This window comes from Aestuariispira insulae (assembly GCF_003385955.1).
In the GTDB taxonomy this organism is placed as follows: Bacteria; Pseudomonadota; Alphaproteobacteria; order UBA8366; family Aestuariispiraceae; genus Aestuariispira; species Aestuariispira insulae.
The window spans coordinates 70,570-93,484 of sequence record NZ_QRDW01000005.1; the positions used below are offsets into that span (position 1 = coordinate 70,570).

20 protein-coding genes are annotated in these 22,915 nt (G+C 55.9%); 10 read left to right on the forward strand and 10 right to left on the reverse strand.

Annotated elements, in window-relative coordinates:
* Positions 1-19 precede the first annotated feature (19 nt).
* On the forward strand, positions 20-592 hold the full coding sequence (locus DFP90_RS13100; RefSeq protein WP_115936954.1) for a tetratricopeptide repeat protein: 573 nt from the start codon (positions 20-22) through the stop codon (positions 590-592).
* A 45-nt stretch (positions 593-637) separates the two neighbouring features.
* On the opposite strand, the gene pyk is transcribed toward DFP90_RS13100, so the two are convergent.
* Positions 638-2,071: a pyruvate kinase gene (gene pyk, locus DFP90_RS13105; protein WP_115937209.1), complete on the reverse strand. Its 1,434-nt coding sequence runs from the start codon at positions 2,069-2,071 to the stop codon at positions 638-640.
* Positions 2,072-2,330: 259 nt separating this feature from the next.
* Positions 2,331-2,903, reverse strand: coding sequence for a UbiX family flavin prenyltransferase (locus DFP90_RS13110; protein WP_115936955.1), 573 nt, complete (start codon positions 2,901-2,903; stop codon positions 2,331-2,333).
* Between the two features lie 264 nt (positions 2,904-3,167).
* Here DFP90_RS13110 and DFP90_RS13115 point away from each other — a divergent pair, with 264 nt between their 5' ends.
* Positions 3,168-3,341, forward strand: a complete 174-nt coding sequence (locus tag DFP90_RS13115; protein WP_115936956.1) for a YdcH family protein — start codon at positions 3,168-3,170, stop codon at positions 3,339-3,341.
* Between the two features lie 131 nt (positions 3,342-3,472).
* On the opposite strand, the gene DFP90_RS13120 is transcribed toward DFP90_RS13115, so the two are convergent.
* A complete protein-coding gene (locus DFP90_RS13120) occupies positions 3,473-4,567 on the reverse strand; it encodes a chemotaxis protein CheW (RefSeq protein WP_245957067.1) in 1,095 nt (364 codons plus the stop codon).
* Between the two features lie 177 nt (positions 4,568-4,744).
* Between DFP90_RS13120 and DFP90_RS13125 the strand changes: the two genes are divergently transcribed.
* Together DFP90_RS13125 and DFP90_RS13130 are read left to right on the forward strand one after the other, a co-directional pair.
* On the forward strand, positions 4,745-5,356 hold the full coding sequence (locus tag DFP90_RS13125) for an alpha/beta family hydrolase (protein WP_115936957.1): 612 nt from the start codon (positions 4,745-4,747) through the stop codon (positions 5,354-5,356).
* Between the two features lie 358 nt (positions 5,357-5,714).
* Positions 5,715-5,978, forward strand: a complete 264-nt coding sequence (locus tag DFP90_RS13130) for a ribbon-helix-helix domain-containing protein (protein WP_342767801.1) — start codon at positions 5,715-5,717, stop codon at positions 5,976-5,978.
* Positions 5,979-5,994: 16 nt separating this feature from the next.
* Here the strand turns inward: DFP90_RS13130 and DFP90_RS13135 are convergent, their stop codons facing one another.
* Entirely contained in the window at positions 5,995-8,805 is a 2,811-nt protein-coding gene (locus tag DFP90_RS13135; protein ID WP_115936959.1) for a hypothetical protein, read from the reverse strand.
* A gap of 101 nt (positions 8,806-8,906) precedes the next feature.
* Here DFP90_RS13135 and DFP90_RS13140 point away from each other — a divergent pair, with 101 nt between their 5' ends.
* Positions 8,907-9,098, forward strand: coding sequence for a DUF4169 family protein (locus DFP90_RS13140; RefSeq protein WP_115937211.1), 192 nt, complete (start codon positions 8,907-8,909; stop codon positions 9,096-9,098).
* A 15-nt stretch (positions 9,099-9,113) separates the two neighbouring features.
* Here DFP90_RS13140 and DFP90_RS13145 read toward each other — a convergent pair whose 3' ends face one another.
* Positions 9,114-10,034, reverse strand: a complete 921-nt coding sequence (locus DFP90_RS13145) for a transcriptional regulator GcvA (protein WP_115936960.1) — start codon at positions 10,032-10,034, stop codon at positions 9,114-9,116.
* A 137-nt stretch (positions 10,035-10,171) separates the two neighbouring features.
* Here DFP90_RS13145 and DFP90_RS13150 point away from each other — a divergent pair, with 137 nt between their 5' ends.
* Positions 10,172-10,396, forward strand: a complete 225-nt coding sequence (locus tag DFP90_RS13150) for a DUF1127 domain-containing protein (RefSeq protein WP_115936961.1) — start codon at positions 10,172-10,174, stop codon at positions 10,394-10,396.
* 115 nt (positions 10,397-10,511) lie between these two features.
* A complete protein-coding gene (locus tag DFP90_RS13155; RefSeq protein ID WP_115936962.1) occupies positions 10,512-10,874 on the forward strand; it encodes a cupin domain-containing protein in 363 nt (120 codons plus the stop codon).
* A 51-nt stretch (positions 10,875-10,925) separates the two neighbouring features.
* Here DFP90_RS13155 and DFP90_RS13160 read toward each other — a convergent pair whose 3' ends face one another.
* The 5 genes from DFP90_RS13160 to DFP90_RS13180 form a co-directional block, all read right to left on the reverse strand.
* Positions 10,926-12,320 carry an FAD-binding oxidoreductase gene (locus DFP90_RS13160; RefSeq protein ID WP_115936963.1) on the reverse strand — a complete coding sequence of 465 codons (1,395 nt, stop codon included), beginning with the start codon at positions 12,318-12,320 and terminating at the stop codon, positions 10,926-10,928.
* A gap of 155 nt (positions 12,321-12,475) precedes the next feature.
* Complete coding sequence (locus DFP90_RS13165) at positions 12,476-14,581, reverse strand: methyl-accepting chemotaxis protein (RefSeq protein WP_115936964.1); 2,106 nt, start codon at positions 14,579-14,581, stop codon at positions 12,476-12,478.
* Positions 14,582-14,931: 350 nt separating this feature from the next.
* Positions 14,932-15,348, reverse strand: coding sequence for a SufE family protein (locus DFP90_RS13170; RefSeq protein WP_115936965.1), 417 nt, complete (start codon positions 15,346-15,348; stop codon positions 14,932-14,934).
* 90 nt (positions 15,349-15,438) lie between these two features.
* Positions 15,439-16,128: a winged helix DNA-binding protein gene (locus DFP90_RS13175; RefSeq protein WP_245957068.1), complete on the reverse strand. Its 690-nt coding sequence runs from the start codon at positions 16,126-16,128 to the stop codon at positions 15,439-15,441.
* Positions 16,085-19,699 carry a hydantoinase B/oxoprolinase family protein gene (locus DFP90_RS13180; protein WP_115936966.1) on the reverse strand — a complete coding sequence of 1,205 codons (3,615 nt, stop codon included), beginning with the start codon at positions 19,697-19,699 and terminating at the stop codon, positions 16,085-16,087. Before DFP90_RS13180 ends, DFP90_RS13175 begins: the two co-directional genes overlap by 44 nt.
* A 287-nt stretch (positions 19,700-19,986) precedes the next feature.
* Here DFP90_RS13180 and DFP90_RS13185 point away from each other — a divergent pair, with 287 nt between their 5' ends.
* The 3 genes from DFP90_RS13185 (at position 19,987) to DFP90_RS13195 (ending at position 22,912) form a co-directional block, all read left to right on the forward strand.
* Positions 19,987-20,952, forward strand: coding sequence for a TRAP transporter substrate-binding protein (locus tag DFP90_RS13185; protein ID WP_115936967.1), 966 nt, complete (start codon positions 19,987-19,989; stop codon positions 20,950-20,952).
* A gap of 101 nt (positions 20,953-21,053) precedes the next feature.
* A complete protein-coding gene (locus DFP90_RS13190; RefSeq protein ID WP_115936968.1) occupies positions 21,054-21,605 on the forward strand; it encodes a TRAP transporter small permease in 552 nt (183 codons plus the stop codon).
* 5 nt (positions 21,606-21,610) lie between these two features.
* Positions 21,611-22,912 carry a TRAP transporter large permease gene (locus DFP90_RS13195; protein ID WP_115936969.1) on the forward strand — a complete coding sequence of 434 codons (1,302 nt, stop codon included), beginning with the start codon at positions 21,611-21,613 and terminating at the stop codon, positions 22,910-22,912.
* Positions 22,913-22,915 lie beyond the last annotated feature (3 nt).

Below are 22,915 nucleotides of genomic sequence, written 5' to 3' on the forward strand. Positions count from 1 at the left end.
ATGGCCGGACTGGTTTTGAATGGGTCAGATGATGTGGCGCATATTGCGTATTTACCTACCGGCACTCATGATCGTTGCCTGTCTTGGCAGCGGGGCGGCGGCCGATCAAAATGATCAACGCCTGCCGCCATTATTTGCCGAGCTTAAGGCACGTATTTCCTTGGCGCAGGCCAAACTGTTGGAGGCACAGATCTGGTCAATCTGGGGCAATCATGGTCGCGAGGATGTGGAGCGGCTTATGCAGCGGGGCATTCAGGCCATGGGCAGTGGTCAATTGGTTAATGCCATTGATCTGTTCCAGGAAATCATCCGAATTGATCCGGATTATGCGGAGGCCTGGAATAAGTTGGCCACGGTCCGTTATATGTTGGGCGAGTTCGAGCAGTCGGTTGAAGATGTGGATCGCACTTTGGATCTGGAGCCCCGCCATTTCGGAGCGCTGGCCGGTTTGGGGATGAATTTTGAAGCTCTGGGAAATGCCAAGGCGGCGATCAACGCCTATCGGAGAGCGCTTGAAGTCAATCCCTATCTATTCAGTGTCCGAAAACGGCTTAAGGTTCTGGAAGACGGGCTGCCGGAAGACGCTACTTAAGAGCGCTTCCGGCTGAGCCAGATTATTCGAACAGCGTTAGATCTATCAGACCTGCTGGCCTTTGGGATGAATGCGGGCAATGCGCATGATATTGGTTTTGCCTGGTGTGCCGAAGGGGACGCCGGCGGTGATCACGATACGGTCATCGGTTTCGACAAAATCATCGATACGGGCCTGATGGACGGCGGTATCCACCATATCTTCCATGCTTTTGGCATCTGGTGCCCGCACGGAATGAACGCCCCAAACCAACGCCAGTCGGCGGGCGGTCTGAATGCGCGGAGTGAGGCCGATGATCGGTGCATAAGGCCGTTCGCGGGCCATTCTGAATGTGGTGGAGCCGGACGTGGTATAGGTTGCAATGGCCGCAGCAGAGATCGTAGCAGCGACCTGGCGTACGGCGGCACTGATGGCATCAGCCGTGGTGGCTTCCGGTTCTGATCGGTCGGCCGCCAGGCTCTTCCAATATTCCTCGTCCTTTTGCACTCGGATGATGATGCGGTTCATCATTTTGACCGCCTCGATCGGGTAGTCGCCAACCGCGGTTTCTGCGGACAGCATGACCGCATCGGCCCCTTCGTAAACCGCATTGGCAACGTCGGTCGCCTCTGCGCGGGTTGGCACGGGGCGGTCGACCATGGAATCGAGCATCTGGGTCGCAACGATCACCGGCTTGCCCGCCTTGCGGCAGGCCTTGACGATACGGCGCTGCAGGATCGGCACATCCTCGGGCGGCATCTCCACACCCAGATCCCCGCGTGCGACCATGATCGCATCACTGAGTTCAACAATCTCTTCCAGGCTGTCGATGGCGGCCGGTTTTTCCAGCTTGGCAAGCACCAGGGCGCGGCCTGCCACAAGGCGTTTGGCCTCTTCCATGTCTTCCGGGCGTTGGACAAAGCTCAATGCACACCAATCGACGCCGGCTTCCAGGCCAAACTCCATGTCTCGGCGGTCTTTCTCGGTGAGCGGGGAAATCGGCAGGATTACACCTGGCACATTCACCCCCTTGCGGTCAGACAGGGGGCCGCCGACGATCACTTCCGTTACTGCATGGCGCTCGCTGCACTCTTTGACGCGCAGGCGTACACGGCCATCATCCAGCAGCAGGTCGGTTTCCGGCTGAAGGGCTTCGAAAATCTCCGGATGTGGCAGGGTCACGCGTTCCTGGCTGCCGGGAATGTCATCCAGGTCCAATTGGAACCGGTCTCCGGTGGCAAGCTCGATGGGGCCGTTGGCGAATGTGCCAACGCGCAGTTTTGGCCCCTGGAGGTCGAGGAGGACCGCAATCGGACGGCCGGTTTCATTTTCCACTTCGCGGATCGCGTCCAGTCGTGCCTTGTGTTCTTCATAGGCACCGTGACTGAAATTAAGCCGGAACACGTCGACACCGGCTTCGAACAGGGCCTGAATTGATTCCTTGCTGGACGTACCAGGACCCAGTGTGGCGACGATTTTGGTTTTATGTTCACGCGTCATGCGCATGGCGGACCCCCTTCAAATTCTTACATTGGGTTCTGTGTTCACAATCATAGAGATTAACGCACAAAATCACAGACCTTTTGCCGGTTTTCCGATGGCATTGATATGAAAAAATACGATTCCTACCCGATAGAGTGTGGCACACTACCCTTGCGGGCGGAAGAAGCCGCTGAAGCTTTGGGTTTATTGACTGAAAAGTCAGTTTTACACCTACCCCTTTGTTCGGGGCGGATCAGCCCTGGACAGGGGCGCTGACCTATTGCTCGCTCTTCCAGCGTTTGATCTTACCGGTATCCAGATTGAAGAGATCCAGAACCCGGCCGATGGAATGGTCAACCATCTCTTCCAGGCTTTCCGGTCGGGTATAAAAGGCGGGTACCGGCGGGGCGATGATGCCGCCCATTTCAGAAACGGTGAGCATGTTTCTCAGGTGGACATTGGTAAGCGGGGTTTCGCGAACCATCAAAACCAGGCGCCGGCGCTCTTTCAAGACAACATCGGCGGCCCGTGTCAAAAGGGTGCTGGTGACCCCGGTGGCGATCTCGGCCAACGATTTCATGGAACAGGGTGCGACAATCATACCGTCGGTTGGAAAAGAACCGCTGGAACAGGCAGCGCCCATATCTCCGGTGGCATAGGCCACATCCGCCATGGCGCGGATGGATTTTGGGGTATGATCCGTCTCATAAGCGATGGTCATTTCTGCGGCTTTCGATAGGATCAAATGGCTCTCAACCCCAAGCTCAGCAAGGGTTTCGAGTAAACGGATCCCATAGGTCACACCGGAAGCCCCTGAGATTCCTACCAGAAGTTTTCTTTTATCATTCATCGCTCGACATCTCCGCTGAATGATGTACCATACTTGAGAGGCGCGACAAGCGTCTTCTATAAAAAAACCGGGCCGGACCCCGGCCCATACGGGTGCATTGTACATATTGATGACCAGCCAGATGGAGAGCATAGCTTCATAATATAGTCAGGATTGCTGCATATCATCCTGTCATGGCCGCCTTATGGCTTCATCATTGTTTGTGCCCTTCTGGTCCAAGGGTCCTGCCTACACTGATCTCGCTAACCAGTGGAGGGACTCTCAATGAGCTCACAGGACCGTATCCAGTCGCTTAAAGCAAAACATGCCGATTTGGAACAACGTCTCCATGCCGAACAAGTCCGGCCGTTGCCGGATGATAATGTTCTACGTGAAATCAAACATGAGAAGCTCATGGTACGGGATGAAATCGCGCGGATCAGACATACCGCCCATTGATCATTCCGTCAGTCCAAATATTCCATAAAAAAACAGGAACCCGCGTTCTTTCGGAACGCGGGTTTGTCATTGAAATCAAAAAAACGGACCTAGAAACAGGTCCGTTTTGGTGAAAGAAATTCCGGTTGGTATCAGGTGTCGAGCACTTTGATGCGTACTTCATCGATCACACGCATGATCTTGTCCGTTTCCTCCGGGCTTAACTTCATTTCTGTGAGGGTGGAATGCATGGCAGTTCCGGCCTGCATGAAATGATCGTCGCCAAGTCCCGGTTGATTGATCAGGGTCATGTAAGCCGGTTCCAGTTTTCCAGCGCCCGGCACTTCGAAAGCGGCATTGAACAAGGCCATCAGCAGGTCGAGCATCTCCGGGTCACCAACATCCTTGAACAGATCATTCAAGATCGGATCGCTGTCGATCTTTGCGGCATAAGCTTCTACCGCCTGCAGGGCCCTTGCTTCCAGATCTTCGGACGGCGGCGGGGTAAAGCTGTCTTCGGCTGCTTCTTCCTCCTCTGGCTCCGGCTCCGTTACGGCAGCGCTTTCCTTCTTGGGGGCTGGTGCGGCTGATTTCTTAGCAGCGGGGGCCGGGCTTGCGGGCTTGTTCTTTGTAGCAGGCTTGGTTTTGGGTTTCTCCGGGGCGCAGTTATCCTGCTCGTCGGCTTCTTCCGTTTCGACGCTTTCTGTTTCGACCTTTGTCTTCGCCTGTTCGATCAATTCGATCTTGCGGCGTTTTCGCGTGCGGCGCGGGGTTTTCATGATGGTTTCTTCGTCCAGGATGCGTTCGACATCCAAAACCACCAGCAGATCATGTTCCAATTGGAAAATGCCGGAACAAAGGCTCCTCAAATTATCGGCCAGCGTGGCCGGGGGCTTGTCGAAATTCTTGCGTGGCAGGGAGCGTACGTCGCCGATGCTGTCGACCAATAACGTATAGAGATCGCCTTTATATTCAACGGTCACGCTCATTTGTTTTGTTTCTTCGGCTTCCGGCGCACCCAGACATTCCCGAAGATCAATAACGGTAACAATGCGTCCGCGCAGGTTCAGGACGCCGGCGATCGCGCCAGGTGCCTGTGGAACCGGAGTGATCTGATCGGGTTCGACAATATCCTGGACCTTCAGAATGGGAATGCCGAAGAGCTGATTGTCCACGGTCATTGTTACCAATTGTTCCTCATCCAGCGTGGTGAGGTCTTGGGATTCTGCAAGGGCTAGGTCAGACACGGCCAGTCATCCTTATTTGTTACGCGCAGTTCAGACTACGTCCAGAACATCGTAAGATAATAGTAAAATCATTAACAGAGCCTTGACAACGAAAGATTTTTTGACCGGTTTAACCAACTCAAAACACTAAAGGCGCCCTGTGGGAATTTACAGTCGGATCGGGGAAGGAGAAGAGACATGGAATTGCTGAAAAACGGCCCGGAAAACGCCCGGTATCAACTGGTTTTGGCCCATGGGGCCGGGGCAGGTATGGATACCCCCTTCATGAATCAGATCGCAGAGGGGCTGGCGGAAAGGGACGTTGCCGTTACCCGATTTGAATTTCCCTATATGGCCGCCCGACGGGTCGATGGAAAAAAACGGCCGCCGGATCGGGCGCCGAAACTGTTGGAATGCTGGCGCGAGGTGTTGCAGGAACTGGGCGGCGCCGACAAACTGTTTATCGGCGGCAAATCGATGGGCGGGCGGATGGCAAGCTTGATTGCTACCGAACTGCCGGTGCTGGGGGTTGTCTGTCTTGGTTATCCGTTCCACCCGCCGGGCAAACCGGAGAAACTCCGGATTGAGCATTTTTCAGATTTGAAATCTAAAACTTTGATCTGCCAGGGAGAAAGGGATCCTTTTGGTGGTCGTGATGCCGTCGAGGCTATGAATCTGCCACAGGATGTCATCTTGCGCTGGTTGCCGGATGGAGATCATGGATTAAAGCCGCGCAAGAAATCCGGCCATACGGAAGACGGGAACCTGAGCCAGGCGGTTTTGGAGATTTGTGCCTTCATGGGTGTTTGACCCGCTTTTCTCGAGAAAAGCACCTTAACGTTTTGGCCCAAATTATTAACGGAATCGTATTCCGGGTAGGAACGCAACGGTTGCCTATACACGCAAAAGTTTTGGTTTCTGAGGTTGGTTTTGGGCGGGAAAACTGGACCAAAAGCCTTGTATATCGTGCTTTAGCAGCAGATCTCAGCTGGTGATTTTTACTGCACACAAAAATTGAAAAAACAACGCTGTTTTTTTGGATATTAAGGATTTTGGTAAGCTTTCGTTAACCATCTGCTGCTAGGTTCGCCCCCATGGGAGAAATGGTTAATCGACGCTAGGGTGATGAATCCGGTTGGGATGCGTCAAAATTGGTAATGAGAAGAGTATGAAAGAAGTAGGGGCAGCAATGGGCGTGGTAACAGCCAACGACAAGTATGATCCGTCCGAAATCAAAAAACGTTCCGTCGTCATCGCAGGTCACAGGACCAGCATATCTCTGGAAAATATTTTCTGGGATAGCTTGCGCAGTATCGCGACGTCAAAGAAAGTGTCGGTGAATCAGGTCGTGACCGACATTGACCGGAAACGTACTGGCAACCTGTCGAGCGCGATTCGGACCTTTGTCCTTCAAAATATTGTCGTCAGCTGACGGATGATCGGTCGGACTATTGCCCGGCCAGCCATTTCCCAGCGGTTTTCAGATTGGGCCGGTCTGCCGGCCCGTTAGCCTGTAAAGTGAATTCCGGGTCCTGTTGGCCAGTGGCCAACAGGGATAATTTGCCGGAAAGTCGCATGGTTTCGGTGTTCAGTTTGACAGCGGCGGTGCCTGTCCCGCGCGCGCCCTGTAAATTGAGATTCGATATTTTGAGCTGGCCATTGTCCAAAGAAATAGCACCTTTTAGAGGCATGGCCCCGTCAAAAGCGGTGACCATGAACTCTCGTAAGCGTCGGATAGGGGCAAGTTTGCTGTCCGCCGCCAGTTCCGTGCCCGGCGTCAGTGTGACTGCGCCGGATAATGTTCCCTTCCCCTGAATGGTGGACAGGGGCTTTTCGGCATCAAGCTCCAAAGATTGGAATTCCATCTCTGCCTGCACGGCGCCCTCTGCCCGCAGGTAGTTTCCCGCCAATTGGTTGAATGAATTGATGTCCGGACTTTCCATTTTCAGTTTTCCCATCAGGCGGCCTTCTTGATAGGTCCCATTGCTGACAAAGGCGAGGTCCATCCATTGTCCTTGCAGATCCTGCCAGGCAATACCCTGGTCGGACTGAAAACGGGCCTCTCCAGACAATTTCCGAAGGTCCAGGTCTGGCAGCCGGATGCCGCCATCCCGGATAGCCAGCGCCAGTTCGCCGGCTTCCCAAAGGGCGGCGCTATCCAACTTTATCCAGCCTTCCTGACCGTCATAAACAAGGCGTGTATTCAAGCGCGCGATGTCTCCTTCCAGCAGGATGGATCCGTTGCCGGGGCCGAACCGACGCAAGAGATGCCTGGTTTGTGAGGAAGCACCGAACCGTGCAGCGGTCTCTTCCGGGTCGGGCAGGTAAAATGAAACTGCAAGAGAGGCATTATTGTTATTGTCGCGGGAGGGCAGGCGGCCGCTCGCCTGGAGGCCCAGCCCCCTTAAATCGCCCAGTTGAAACCGTTCCAGCATTAAGCCCTGTTCTTCATGGGCAATGGTCATCTGGACGTCTTTCATCGGCAGACCGTTGCTGGTTAGGTTTTCAATCTCCAGGTCTGTTTTCCAATAGGTCGGCACCGCCGGGTCGGTGGTTTCTGGGGCCGTGTTTGCCGTTTGTTGGCTTGCGCCGGGAGAACCGGGCCCCGCCCCTTTGAAGCCGGATTGCAGCCAGCTCCATACAGCCGGGAGGGTCTCGCCATTGCCATAGGCATCAAGATTGAGCCGGTCGAGCCGAAACCGGCTTTCGATCGAAATCTGCTCCGAGCTGGATTGCTGTTCCAGGAAACCCGAAATCTTTGCCGAGTCCACTTGACCTTCCAAAGCATGCAAGCCGAGATAGCCGGGGCTGAAAATAACCTGGGCATTCACGGCCGCACTGCGCAGCCGATTGCTGGAAAAGTGAGCTGGATCGAGATGGGTCCAGCTTAGAAAACGGCGGAAATCGTCTGACCGAAAAGTGATGTCACCGATAAATTCCGGTATGCCGTTTCTCGAATCCAAACTGCCATTCATGGCCAGGACGGATCCGCCCGGCAGCAGGGCTTCTGCCCGGTCCAACCGCAAAGCTTCTTTGTCGCGCGTAACATGAAGGGCGATATCATGGATCAGAGCGCTGCGATACAAGACCCGGTCTGCGGAGATGTCTACTGAAAATCGCCAGCTGTCGGGAGAAACGATCCGGTGAAAAAACTGGGTCAGATAGGCGCTGGCAGCTTCTTTTGGTTGAACGGTATCGATGTTGGCTGCCACGTCCTGCGCTTGGTCGTCCAAAGCAGTTTCAGCAGGTATCTGTCTCTGTTGTGCCAGCCGGTCCAGATCCAGATGGTTGAAACTGAGTGCTGCATTGATGCTGCCCTGGTTGTCCAAGGGAATGACAATCGCGCCGGTGGCGGTCTGCCCGGCCAGGCGGAGATTGAAATTGTTGAATTGGAAGGCTTCATCCTGCAGGTCAAAATCGGTTTCGAGCTTTGCCGGAGAGTTGATCAGTGTCCCCCGGAGGCCATCAGGCAGTTCCCGGAGAAACGGTTCCGGCCCCAGAAAGGCTAATTGGTCCGCTTCTAGGCTGGCTCTGCCGGTAATGGGGTTGCCAAGGCCATCCCGGCGTCCGGTCAGGGTCACCTTAAGGCCGCCGCCCGGCTGGGCCAAAGTTAGGTTGGCCCTTTGGCGTTCAGGTTTGCCAAGGCCGGTGAAGGTAAGGCCGAAATTGGCGTCCTGATTGATAATCCGGGCTGTGCCGTCACCGATGACCTGGTCCCGGTCGGGATCATAGCGAAAGCTGCCATTCAGGTCCTCCATCTGGAACAGGCGTGCACCCGTTGGCGTGGCATAGGTAAACTGGCCTCCTTTCACTGAGACCAAATTGATCGAAAAGGCCTCTTCATCTGCAGCTATGCCGGACGGCAGGTTGCCACCGTTTCCCGGGGATGCCGGTGTGGCATCGTCGCAACTTGTGACATTATCCCAATCAACCGAGGGTTCCACCAGTTCCAGGCGTTCGACCCGGATTTCTCCCTGAACCAGTTTGCGCCAGGAAAGCTCTGCCCGGGCCCAACGTGCTTTCATGAGCGCTGTCCCCTGCTGATCCAGCATGGCCGGCTGGATCAAGGTCAGCCGGGGCGAGGGCAGCAATTCAAACTGGAATTTATCCTTTACGGTGATGCTGCAGCCGGTTTCTTGTTCGATTGCCGTGATGAAGGAAGCCTGATGTCTGTCCCAGTCGATAACCGAAGGGGCCAGGAAGACGGCGCCAATCGCGGCGCTGACAAGACTGCTGGCAATGATGATGGTTTTTTTCAAGGACCGGTTCCTGTATGGCGTGGGCGCGTTCAGCTTGCAGCGGGAAAGTTATAAGCTATCCTATGCATATAGGTGTTACAAACGGTGAAAATGTAGATCCCATGGCGGAAATCATCAATCTGCGACAGGCCCGCAAACAGCAGAAAAGACGCAAGAAGGAAGGCCAGGCGGAAGAGAACCGTGCGCGCTTTGGCCGGACGAAAGCGGAAAAGACAAAGGAAACGCAGGAGGCGGAACGCATCCGTCGGGAACTTGACGGCAAGAAGCGAGAGGGCGACGGGCAAGATGATTGAGCTGGCTGAGCCTCATCAATTGCTGGTCGGGCGTGTTGTTTCCAGATGCAGCCAATCACGGAAGGCGCGGATTTTCGGCAACTCCTGACGATCTTTTCGGCAGACAAAATAATAGGCAACATCCGCCGGTAGATCCACATCCAGAGGCTTGATCAGCGCGCCTGACTCCAACGCATCGGCGGTCAGGACACTGCGCCCCAGCATAATGCCGCGTCCTGAGACGGCTGCCATTGTGGTCAAATGGGTATCGTTGAAGATTGGTGAATGGGAGAGATCCACCTCATCAATACCAAAATGGGCAAACCATTCCGGCCAGCATAACTTTGTGTAGGGAAAGACACTGCCGCTATCCTGAAGCAGGAGGTGGTTTTTCAGATCCTCCAGTGTTTCGATCGGCGGCCCCTTTTCCAGTAAGATGGGGCTGCAAACGGGATAGATTTCCTCATCCATTAGTTTTTCTACAAAGAGCCCAGGATAATTGCCAAGCCCAAAGCGGATGGCGACATCCACATCTTCGCGATTGAGATCCACCAGTTCTGTTGAGGAAACGACCCGGACGGTGATTTCGGGATGACTGTCCGTGAAGCGGTGAAGTCGTGGCACAAGCCACAGGGCGGCCATGGATGGCATGACGGTGACGGTCAGGTTGAAATCATCCCCCCTGTCCTGTACGCGCCGGGTTTCCTCGGCAATGGCGTCCAATGCGTCGGTCAGGCCGGGCAAATAGCGTCGCCCTTCGTCACTGAGCGCTAATCCGCGCGGCAGGCGCTGGAACAGGGCCAGGCCGAGCCACTCTTCCAGCTGTTTGACCTGCTGGCTGATAGCGGAGGCGGTGACATGCAATTCTTCTGCGGCTGCCATGAAACTGGAATGGCGTGCGGCAGCTTCAAAGGCGCGTAGCGCATTGAGGGGCGGGAGTTTGCGGGCTTTGCTCATAAATTAGAAAATCTTGGCCATACTTTAAGAAAATCCCGTTTGTCTGGGAGGTGCTTTAACCATATCTAATGTTAGTAGATGAGGAAAGCCAATAGATGGCACCTAAGATGGATGAAGGATTTGGAAGGAGGTTTCCAATGAGTGAAATAGCAAAACCCTGTCATGGCACGATCGAAATCAACCCGACAATCATTAAGATCCAGAACCCTTTCGCGGTTTTGTGGAACGCTATCGTCTGCTGGTATTACCGGGCGGAAGAGCGCCGTCAGATGAAAGAGTTGGAACCGCGTCTGCGCGAAGATTTGGGCCTCAGCGATGAAGATATCTTCGGTGAAATGAGCAAGCCTTTCTGGCGACGCTAAATCGGATCCGAGCGGCAAAATCTTGTTCCGCAGATCGTGGATGTTGATTTAACGGCTGAATTGTGATCACAATTCAGCCGTTTGTTTTTCCGCTGTTATACCGTGAGAGGGTTATATGTCCGTTGGTGCCGACAAAATCATTGATTTCAAAGAAGCCGCAGCCGAGGAAATCCGCTATTCCCCGGATGCGGAAAAGATTCTGGCCGGCAATCCGGAACAGATGGTGCAAAATTTCTATACCGATGACAGCAATCAGTTTTCGGCCGGCATTTGGTCCGGGCGGCCCGGTCAGCACAAGGTGAATTACACGGAAGAGGAATTTTGCCAGATCCTGGAAGGGGTCGTGATCCTGCATGATGCGTCCGGCAACTCCCGCCGGTTTGAAAAAGGCGACAGCTTTGTCATCCCGGCCGGTTTCCAGGGCATCTGGGAAACGGTCGAGACCGCTCGCAAGATTTATGTGGTGTACGAGAAATAAGACGTCGTATCCGCGAGTTTCTGTCATCCCGGCACTAGCGCCGGGATAACATCAGGATATAATTTTCCCGGGATTTAAGATCCCTTGCGGGTCAAAGGCGGTTTTGAGCGTGCGCATCAACTCGACCGCTTCGCCATGCTCACGCTCCAGATATTTGATTTTGCCCATGCCGATGCCATGCTCACCGGTGCAGGTGCCGCCCATAGTAATCGCCCGGTCATTCAGTCGGCCGACCAGGTCATGAACCCGGGCCTGTGCGGCCCGGTCATCGGCATCAAACAGCAGCAGCATATGGAAATTGCCGTCACCCACATGACCGACGATGGGGGCGGTCAGGCCTTCTGCATCGGCATCCTGCTTGGTTTCCAAGATGCATTCCGCCAGGCGGGAGATTGGCACGCAGACATCGGTGGTGAGCGCCGATTTTGTCGGGTCCAACGCCTTGGCGGCAAAATAGGCGTTGTGTCGCGCCTTCCATAGCCGGTTCCGGTCTTCCACCTGCGCGGTCCAGGCAAAGGCGCTGCCGCCGAATTCATCGGAAATGGCGCGCACTTGTTCCGCCTGTTCCTCTGCCCCGGCGGTGGTGCCATGGAACTCAAAAAACAGGGTTGGTTTTTCCTCATATCCTTCCAGGTTGGAATATTGGATACAGGCTTTCATCTGCACCGCGTCCAACAGTTCGATCCGGGCCACGGGAATGCCCGACTGGATCGCCAGGATCACCGTATTCACCGCGGATTCCAGGTCGGGATATTGGCAGACCGCACTGGTGATGCTCTCTGGGATGCCATAGAGGCGCAGCTGGATTTCGGTCACGATGCCAAGCGTTCCTTCGGAGCCGACAAATAAGCGGGTCAGGTCATAGCCGGCTGCGGATTTCCGCGCCCGTCCGCCGGTTCGGATTATCCTGCCCTCGGCCGTGACCACGGTCAGGCCCAATACATTCTCCCGCATGGTGCCATAGCGCACGGCATTGGTGCCGCTGGCCCGGGTCGCGGTCATGCCACCAAGAGAGGCATTGGCACCGGGATCAATCGGAAAGAACAAGCCGGTATCGCGCAGATAATCATTCAGCTGTTCGCGGGTGACCCCGGCCTGCACCCGGCAATCGAGATCCTCGCCATTGACTTCCAGGATGGCATCCATCTGGGAAAGATCAATGCTCAGGCCACCCTTTACCGCATTGATATGGCCTTCCAGCGAGGTCCCGGTGCCATAGGGAATAACGGGTAGGGCATGGGCGGCACAGATGCGCATTGCCTGGGCAACCTCTTCGGTGGATCGGGCAAACAGAACCATGTCTGGCGGGTTGCTGGCGAACCAGCCTTCACCATGGCCATGGTGATCGCGAATGCTTTCTGCCGTGGAAAGCCGGTCGCCGAAGGCATCCGTCAAAGCGGCAGTAACATCGGTTAAATCCCGGATCTGGGCGGTCTGGCTGGCCATGGTCTGTCCCGTTCAATTCTTGTTTTGATTGCTGCCAGAGTATCGCAATTGTTAAAATAACACCAACCTTGCGCCTGGATCAGCATTTGTTATCGCACGGCAAAAAAAGCCCCGGCCAAAACCGGGGCTTTCAAATCCTCTCCAACTGACCGGTTTCAGTTCAGGATACGTGACAGGCGGTCCCTCAGATTTTCGATGCCGTCGGAAACCTCGGCCGCGCCGGTGCGGACCTGCTGCGACAGCTCGCCCACCTGGGCGGCGCTGTTGGTCACTTCGCCAATTTCCTCGGTCACGCCGCGGGTGGCGTTGGCGGCTTCGCGGACATTGTCGGTGATCTGCCTTGTGCCTTCGGTCCTGGCTTCTACGGTGCGTGCGATCGTATCGGTGATCTCACTCATCTGGACGATGGTGTCGGAGATGGTGGTGATCGCATCCACCGTAGCCTTGGTCCGGCTCTGGACCTGACTAATCTGGCTCGTGATTTCCTCGGTTGCCTGGGTTGTCCGGTTGGCCAGGTTTTTAACCTCCTGGGCGACGACGGCAAAACCGCGCCCGGATTCTCCGGCCCGGGCCGCCTCGATGGTGGCGTTGAGCGCGAGCATGTTGGTCTGGTCGGCAATCTCAGTGATCAGGCTGATCACATCGGAAATTTTCCGCGCATCCTCGGCCAGGGAAGAGACCGAATCACTAGCGGTTTCCGCCTGTTCGCTGGCCTGTTGGGAAATGCCGCTCGACCGGCCGGCAAGGTCCAGCACCTCAGTGAAGGAATGGGTGACCTGTTCGGTTTCGCCCACCACGGCCTCGGCATTCTGGGTGGCCTGCTCGGCCTGGTTTGCTACCAAAGTGGAGCGTTCCTGGGCCCCTTGTGCTGATGATGCCATATCATCGGCAATGGATTCCAGCCGTTTCATATTATCCTGGATGCCGCTGACGGTGGAGCGCAGCTCCTCATTCAGTTTGTCCGACATTTCCTGAAGTTTGTCCTGAATCTCCTTGCGCTGGGCACGCTGGCGTTCTTCTTCCTTATCCTGGATTTCCTTCAGCTCAACCGAACTTTGCCGCAGCTTGGCCAGCGCGGTTGCCATCACAGCCATCTCATCATTGCCGGTTTTAGGAATGTCCACATCGGTCTGGCCGTCACCGATCTGGTTCATGGCGCTGGCGAAACGGCGTAGGGGCCGGAATGTGATGGAATTGAGCAGGAACCAACCCAGCACCCAGGCAACGACCACACCGCCGACCACAACGGCCAGGGCCAGGTTCCTTGTTTCGCTGACAGCAGTATTCAGGCCGCTGATATTGCGGGTCAGGACGGCGTAGGCCCAGGTGTCACCAAAGGAATCGGGCAGGGTGATGCGGGTATCAGTGAAGTCTTCGCTAGCGCCATCTGCGGTAGCTTCAGCTTCCATTTCTTCCGATTGAGAAGCATCATCTGCGTCGGAAACGCTGCCCGCATCCTCCGTAGCTTCCGCGGCGGCCTCTTCGGCTGCGCCCCCGGTTTCATCAGCGGCAGCCGTCTCTTCGGAATGGTAATCCTCGGTGAAAACCTGCTCGTTATTGATGTTCAGAAGCTGGAAGTCACCGCCCATGGTATCGGCCAGCCCATTGAGCATCTGAAGGGGATCGGTGACAACCTCCATGAAGCCGGCCACACGGAAGCCGCCGACGGGGGCGACCAGCGAATGGACCGGGCGGCCATCTTCGGTGCGCCAGTAATAGCCGGCAATTTGCCGTTGGGCCTTTTTATCGCGCGATTGCAACTGTTCCCGGACGCCGGGGATGGAGAAGACGGATTCGCCATTGCCCTTGGGAGCCTGGGCCAACATCTCCAAATCCTTGGAGAGAAAATTGACATTCACAAAGGCAAAATCACCACTGGTGAAAATGGCGTCATTGTAAACCGCGTCGGTCTGCACCTCCATCAGCTTAGGATCGCCACTTTGCATGGCCTTGGTAAAGCTTGGATGGCGGCTCCACTCCGTGTTGGCATGAGGCTCGATCTTGGCCAGATACTGGCGTTCGATCCGGTCCTTGACCAGAACGGAAAGTGTTTCTTCCGACGTCGCCTCCAACTGGGTCAGGGCCAGTTCGCGGAACGCACCCGCGGTCCAGACCTGGTTGGCCAGAATCCCGGCGGAAAACAGAATGGACAAAAGAAGCAGAACCCGCCTCAGGGTCCAGGATGACGTTTGTGATTTATGGTTTGGATTGGCGCCTGCGGCCTGGTTTTCTTCGGGAGACTGATCGTCCGTTACCGACACCTTGATATTCCCTCTGCTGCTGTTGCCCTGCCCCGGACCTCTGGGGGTACGGCAGACGGGTGGCGATTATTACGTCGCGTGAGCACAAGATTATACCAAAATGGTTAATCGAAATTGAACGGTTTGATTCTATTGGCTTCTTTTAACTTTGGCCGGATTAAATCGCTCCGATCATTGACCACCCCGGTACCATTTATTGTTATTGTGGCTCTTTTTGGCCCGCTGCCTGTGGCAACAATTTTTTCCCTTAAGAACTATGCTTAACGGTAGCAGAATGGGCTTTCAACAAATTTTGTTTAAAATGCTATGAAGTCCTGCGGGAATGCTATGGCGAAATGGGTAGATGTCAATCAGCCTAGCTGGGCGGCGGCATCGGCGCGGATGCGCTCCACCATTGCAACCAGGCCATTGCGCCGGTTGGGGCTGATATGTGATTCCAGACCAATGCGGGAAAGAGCCTCCATAGCATCGGTTTCGGCAATGTCAGCTGGGCTTTGGCCATCATAAATCTGCATCAAAACCGCGATTAGGCCTTTTACGATAAAGGCATCTGAATCGGCATTGAACCGCATGATGGCGGGATCGCCTTCGACCCGGCTGGTCATCCAGACCTGGCTCATACAACCGCGGACCTTGTTCTCCTCGATCATTTCTTCTGCCGGCATGGGGGGCAGCTTCTTGCCCAAGTCAATGATGTAGCTGTAGCGGGCCTCCCAATCATCAAAGAAGCTGAAATCCTCTACAAGTTCTTCAAGATCGATTGCCATGGTTCTGGTCCGGGTCAATGGGAAACAAAATACCTGTCAGGCCTGATATAGATCCTGCCCCGCTTTTTCAAGGGAGCGGGCTGGCCGGGGTTACAAGCTGGTTGCGGATCGTGCGGCCTGATCATACAGGCCGGAAAGGGCGCGCAATGTTTTGGCCATCTCGCCGACATCCTCCAGGTTGAGGCCGCCCAGTGCACCAAAGGCATCGACCAGGCAGGCCTCGCGGACCTTGCGGTAATTGGCGCAGGCGTCCGACCCGGCAATGGTAGCGCGATAAAACTGTTCCTTGCCCTTCTTCTCCCGCTCGACTAAGCCGTTTTTCAAGAGTTTCTTGAGCGCATAATTGACCGTATGGGTATCTTCCACATTGAGGGTGAAACAGATATCGGCCAGCCGTTTTTCCCGCGAACGGTGATTGACCGTGTGCAGCACCAGGACTTCGAGCGGGCTCAAGTCGCCGCCGCCGCTGGCGGTCATGCACCTTGTGATCCAGCGGTTGAAGGCATTGCTGGCAATGATCAGGCCAAATTCATACTCGCTCAGTTCCGCGGCATCCTCGGAAACCAAATGAGCGGAAGAAACAATGCGTTCTTTTGATGGGCGGTCGGTCATGAAATCGGGTCCTCGGCTTTGGGTCTGACCAGAGATATAGCGATGATGGCCCCAAACGGCAAACGCCCCGCCGGGGAAGGCGAGGCGCATGCTGGCAGGCTGGTTGGATACCAACAACCAAAGCTTAAGCGGTACCAAACCCGCCCGCACTGGGAGTTTGCAGGACAAAAACGTCGCCCGGCTGGACATGGCGTTTGTCGGTGCCCGTCATTTCGTCGATCGTGCCGTCGGCGCGCTCGACCCAGTTGCGCCCCAACTCGCCAGGTTCCCCGCCTTTCATACCGTAAGGCGGGATTTTCCTGTGGTTGGACAGAATCACAACATCCATTTCCTCCAGGAAACGCAGGTGACGGTTGGTGCCGTCTCCGCCGTGATATTTACCTTTGCCGCCAGAGCCTTTGCGGATCTCGAACTTGTCGAGCCGCACCGGGAAACGCCATTCCAGGATCTCCGGATCGGTCAGGCGGGAGTTGGTCATATGGGTATGGACCGCGTCGGTTCCGTTAAACCCTTCGCCGGCACCGGAACCGCCACAGACGGTTTCGTAATATTGATGGGTCTGATTGCCGAAGGTCACGTTATTCATAGTACCCTGGCTGGCGGACATAACACCCAAAGCCCCATAAACCGCGTCGGTGATACATTGGGACGTTTCAACATTGCCCGCGACCACGGCAGCCGGATATTCCGGGTTCAGCATGGAGCCTTCCGGGATGACCAGTTCCAGCGGTTTCAGGCAGCCCTCATTCATCGGAATGTCGTCATCGACCAGGGTGCGGAATACATAGAGGACCGCGGCCCGGCAAACGGCGCTTGGCGCATTGAAGTTGGTCGGGCGCTGTGCGCTGGTGCCGGTGAAGTCGATCTTTGCCGACCGGCTGGGTTTGTCGATGGTTACGGTCACCTTGATCAGGCTGCCGTCATCCATGGGATATTCAAACACACCGTCAGACAAAACATCAATCACGCGGCGCACAGATTCTTCCGCATTGTCCTGCACATGGCCCATATAGGCCTGCACGGTGGCCAGGCCGAAATGATCGACCATCTTGCGAAGCTCGCGCACCCCTTTTTCATTGGCGGCCACCTGGGCATGGATATCGGCCAGATTCTGATGGGTGTTCCGGGCCGGATATTGTCCGGACTTCAACAACTCCACAAAGGCGGTTTCCCGGAATGTGCCCTGATCAATCAGTTTGAAATTGTCGATCAGAACGCCTTCCTCAATCACAGATGTGGAATTGGAGGGCATGGATCCCGGCGTGGTGCCGCCGATATCCGCATGATGGCCGCGGCTGCCCACATAGAACAGGATTTCCTGGCCCGCATCGTCAAAGACCGGGGTCACGACCGTAATATCCGGCAAGTGTGTGCCGCCGTTATAGGGCGCATTTAGGACATAAACATCACCCGGCTTAATCGTGCCTTGGTTGCCGCGGATCACGGCGCGGATGCTTTCCCCCATGGACCCCAGATGCACCGGCATATGGGGCGCGTTGGCGATCAACTGGCCCTCGGCGTCAAAGACCGCGCAGGAGAAATCCAGCCGTTCCTTGATATTGACCGAATAGCTGGTGTTCTGGAGGGTGTAGCCCATTTGTTCGGCGATCGACATGAAGAGATTGTTGAACACTTCCAGCATGACCGGATCGCAGGTGGTGCCGATGGCTTCGACACGGGCCAACGGTTCAACCCGGGTTAGCACCAGGTTGCCGATATCGGTCATTTTCGCCTGCCATCCGGGCTCGATCACGTTGGTGCCGGTCTTTTCCCGAATGATGGCAGGGCCATTGACGATATTGCCGGGTTTCATGGCATCGCGGTCATAGACCGGCGTGTTGTGATGATTGCCGGCCATGAAGCTCTCAATTTCCGCCAACGGAGCGGGCAGGGCGCCGTCATTGTCGGCCTTGCCGTCTTCCAGGGCGAATGTATGGCCGATAGCTTCCGCAGCCACGGCCTCCGCAACCAGGGCCTTGCCCTCCATGTTAAAGCCGAAGCGCGCGCGATAGGCGGCTTCAAACTCAGCGACCATGTCTTCGATGCTGCCAAAAGAGACTTCCAGCGCGTTGTCGGATCCTTCGTAACGCAGATGCACCTTGCGCAAAACTTCGATCTTGTCCTGGGCGATCTCCTGGTCCAGCACTTCTTTCTCGGCCTGGCCACCCAGTTCATTGAGAACGGCTTCCAGCGCGGGCAGGCGGTTTGGTTCGAGCGGCAGCTCCATGGCTTTTTCCCGCATGGCGCGGACATCGGCCAGGCCCATGCCATAGGCGGACAAAACACCGGCAAAGGGATGCAGCATCACCTTGGTCATGCCCAGGGCATCGGCCACCAGGCAGGCATGCTGGCCGCCTGCTCCGCCGAAGCAGGTCAGGGTGTATTCGGTTACGTCATAGCCACGCTGGACCGAGATTTTTTTAACCGCATTGGCCATGTTTTCGACCGCGATCTTAAGAAAACCATCGGCCACTTCAACAGCCGAGCGTTTATCGCCTGTGGCTTTCTCTATTTCCTGGGCCAACGCCTCAAATTTCTGTCTGACAACGTCTGCGTCCAGCGGCTGATCCTGGTTCGGGCCGAAAACTGGCGGGAAGAAGGATGGCTGCAATTTACCCAGCATCACGTTGCAGTCAGTCACCGTCAGCGGTCCGCCGCGGCGATAGGCGGCAGGCCCCGGATTGGCACCGGCACTTTCCGGGCCGACCCGATAGCGCGCGCCGTCAAAGATGCACATGGAACCACCGCCTGCGGCAACCGTATGGATCTGCATCATGGGGGCACGCATACGCACACCCGCCACCTGGGTCTCGAATGCGCGCTCATATTCGCCGTCATAATGGGCCACATCTGTGGAGGTGCCACCCATGTCAAAGGTAATGATCTGGTTAAATCCGGCCTGTTCGGAGGTACGCACAGAGCCAACAATGCCGCCGGCCGGGCCGGACAGGATCGCATCCTTGCCCTGGAATAGGGAGGCATCGGTCAGGCCGCCGTTGGATTGCATGAACTGCAGACGCACATCCCCCAATTCACCCGCCACTTGATTGACATAGCGGCGCAGGATCGGGGAGAGATAGGCATCAACAACCGTGGTGTCGCCGCGGCTGACCAGCTTCATCAGCGGGCTGGTCTCATGCGAGGTGGAAACCTGGGTGAAACCCAATTGGCGGGCCAGATCCGCGATTTTCTCTTCGTGATCGGTATAGCGATAACCATGCATGCAGACGATGGCGATGGATTTGATGCCGTCTGCCAGGGCGCTTTTTAGGCGCGGACGCAGATTTTCCAAATCCAGAGGCGTCACAATCCCGCCTTTGGCATCCATGCGTTCGGTGACTTCCTCGACCCGCTCGTAGAGCAGTTCGGGCAGCACGATATTGCGGTCGAACAGCTTGGGCCGCGCCTGATAGGCAATGCGCAGGGCGTCACGGAAGCCTTCGGTGATCACCAGCAATGTGCGCTCGCCCTTGCGTTCCAGCAGAGCGTTGGTGGCGACCGTCGTGCCCATCTTGACCGCATCAACCTGTTCCGCCGGGAAAGGGGCGCCGTCTTTCAGGCCAAGCAAGGTGCGGATGCCATAGACAGCGGCATCCTTGTAAGCTTCCGGATTTTCGGAAAGCAGCTTGTGGGTGACCAGCGTGCCATCGGGTTTCCGGGCGACGATATCGGTGAATGTGCCGCCTCGGTCGATCCAGAATTGCCAGCCGGTCTGGTCTTCATGTTGGTGCGACGCCATGGTTCTTATCCTTTTCCCACTGCTGTTTTCCCTGTCATCCTGCCGCATGAGTGAGGCCTTCGCAATCGGCCTCGCGGTTCGGATTGATAAAACGTTGACAAAATATCGATAAATTGTCAATATGCTTTTCAGTCCTGATGATTTGGGCTGTGCGGTGAAGGTTTTATGGCATAGCATCTATGCCGGTGGAATTGGATCCCGCGGTAAAGAATGGGGCTCAATGAAGAGATACATTTGTATCCAGGGCGGGGTTTTAAGTGTTTTATCGAACTGGGAGAATTTTGAAGATGAAAATTAAAGCGATTATTGCAGCGACGGCAGGTATGCTGTCCCTTGGTGCCGCACAGGCGGATGAATGGAACATGCCGGTTCCTTATGCGGATGCGGTTTTCCACACCCAGAATATCCGGGAATTTGCCGAGGATGTGGCCAAAAGTTCCGGTGGCAAGCTGACCATCAATGTCCATAGTGCCGGTTCCCTGTTTAAACATCCGGAAATCAAGAACGCCGTTCGTGGCGGTCAGGTGCCGGTCGGGGAATTCCTGCTCTCTAGGCTGAGCAACGAAAATGCGGTCTTTGGTGTTGATACCCTGCCGTTCCTGGCCAGTAACTATGAAGCTGCCGGTAAATTGTGGGCCGCATCGCGCCCGAAGGTGGAAGAGCTGCTGGACCAGCAAGGCCTGCAGGTTCTCTTTGCCGTGCCGTGGCCGCCGCAGGGCCTCTACACGGTCAAGGATGTGAATACCATGGACGACCTGAAAGGCATGTCCTTCCGCGCTTACAATGCGGGTACCGAAAGCTTTGCCAATCTGGCCGGCATGGTGCCGACCCAGGTGGAAAGCCCGGATCTGCCGCAGGCATTCGCCACCGGTCGTGTGGAAGCCATGATCACGTCCCCCTCTACTGGTGTTTCTTCCAAATCCTGGGACTTCCTGACCAATTATTATGACACCCAGGCCTGGTTGCCGAAAAACATCGTTGTTGTGAACAAAAAGGCGTTCCGCCGCTTGGATGACGATGTGAAGCAGGCTGTGATGGAAGCCGCTGCACGGGCTGAAAAGCGCGGCTGGGAAAAATCCATGGCAGAGACCGAAGCCAAAACCAAGACCTTGGGTGACAATGGCATCAAGGTTGCCGGGCCGAGCGCCGAACTGTCTGCCGGTTTCAAGAAAATTGGCGAAGCCATGACGGAAGAGTGGCTGAAAGCTGCTGGTGCGGATGGCCAGGCCGTCATCGACGCCTTCAATAAATAAGCATGTGACTGTCAATCTGTGGCGGGGAGACCGGAAAACCGGCACCCGCCACAGTCTTGAGTATTTGTAAAAAGCCTGTCAGGGGGCGGTTTCGGGAGAGGATGATGCGAAGCATTCTGGACATGATTTATAAAGCGAGTGAATATCTCGCAGCGGCGTTCCTGCTGGCCATCGGTGTGATGGTTCTGGCGCAGGTTGGCTGCAATATCGCCAATTCGCTGGTCGGCTGGATGACCGGGGTGAATGGGGAATATGCCATTCCTTCCTATGCGGAATTCGCCGGCTTTTTCCTGGCGGCCTCTTCCTTCCTGGCCCTGGCCGGGACCTTCCGGGCGGGCGTTCATATCCGGGTCAGCCTGGTTATTCAGAATTTTGCCGGCACTAAGCGCCGGATCGTCGAATTATGGTGTGTCGGCCTGGCGATCCTGATGGTCGGCTTTTTTGGCTGGCACATGCTGCAGCTGGTTCTGGAATCTTTGGAATATATGGATATGTCGCCGGGCCTGATACCGGTGCCGTTATGGATCCCGCAAAGTGCGCTGGCGCTGGGATTACTGGTTTTCCTGATGGCTTTGCTGGATGCATTCGCCGCCGTTCTTGGCGGGGAAGAGCGCGCGCATGGCGATCCGGAACTGTCTGAGAGCGGGGAGTAAGGATTATGGATCCATTATTGATTTCGGGCTTCCTGCTGATTGCGCTGCTGGTTTTCCTGGCTTCAGGCATCTGGGTGGCACTTGCCCTGCTGGGCGTTGGTTTCATCGGCATCACAGTCTTCACCAGTGCGCCGGTTGGTCAGGTTCTGGCCTCCACCGTCTGGGGGGCCAGCAACAGCTGGGCGCTGGCGGCGCTGCCTTTGTTTATCTGGATGGGGGAAATCCTGTTCCGGTCCCGTCTTTCGTCCGACATGTTCAAGGGCCTGTCCCCCTGGCTGGGCTGGCTGCCCGGCCGTTTACTGCATGTGAATATCATCGGCTGCGGGATCTTTGCCGCTGTCTCCGGGTCTTCGGCGGCCACGGCGGCCACGGTTGGTAAAATGGGAATCCCGGAGCTTCAGAAACGTGGTTATGACATGAATTCGGTGATCGGCACCCTGGCGGGCTCCGGAACACTGGGGCTGCTGATCCCGCCTTCGATCATTCTGATCGTTTATGGGGTTGCAACAGATCAATCGATCGCCAGGCTCTTTGTCGCGGGCATCCTGCCGGGCGCGATGCTGGTGGGTCTCTTCATGGGCTATGTGATTGTCTGGTCCCTGTTGAATAAGGACAAGGTGCCGGATGATAACGAACGCATGCCCTTGATGGAAAAGATCAAGGCAACGCGCAGCCTGGCACCTGTCGTGATCCTGATTGGCGGCGTGATAGGCTCAATCTATTCAGGCATAGCCTCACCGACAGATGCAGCGGCGGTGGGTGTTGCCATTGCCCTGTTCCTCAGTTGGATCGGCGGAGACCTGACCTGGGAAAGTTTCCGTGACGGTCTGATCGGGGCGACCCGGACCAGCTGTATGATTGCGCTGATCCTGGCGGGGGCTGCTTTCCTGACTGTTGCGATGGCCTTCACCCAGATTCCCAGCCTGTTGGCGGAATGGATCGGTGGTATGGGGCTCTCACCCTTTGCGTTGCTTGCCGTGCTGACGGTTTTCTTTGTAATCCTCGGCTGTTTCCTGGATGGCATTTCCGTCGTGGTGCTGACCACATCCGTGATCCTGCCCATGGTGGAACGGGTCGGGATTGATACACTTTGGTTCGGCATCTTCATTGTGATCGTGGTGGAAATGTCCCAGATCACTCCGCCGGTCGGATTCAACCTGTTTGTCCTGCAGGGGCTGACCGGGCGCAATATCTTGCAGATTGCCAAATCGGCCTTGCCGTTCTTCCTATTGATGATGGTGGCGCTGGGATTGATTGTGTTCGTCCCGGAGATCGTTACCTACCTGCCGGATCAGATGGGACGCTGATCC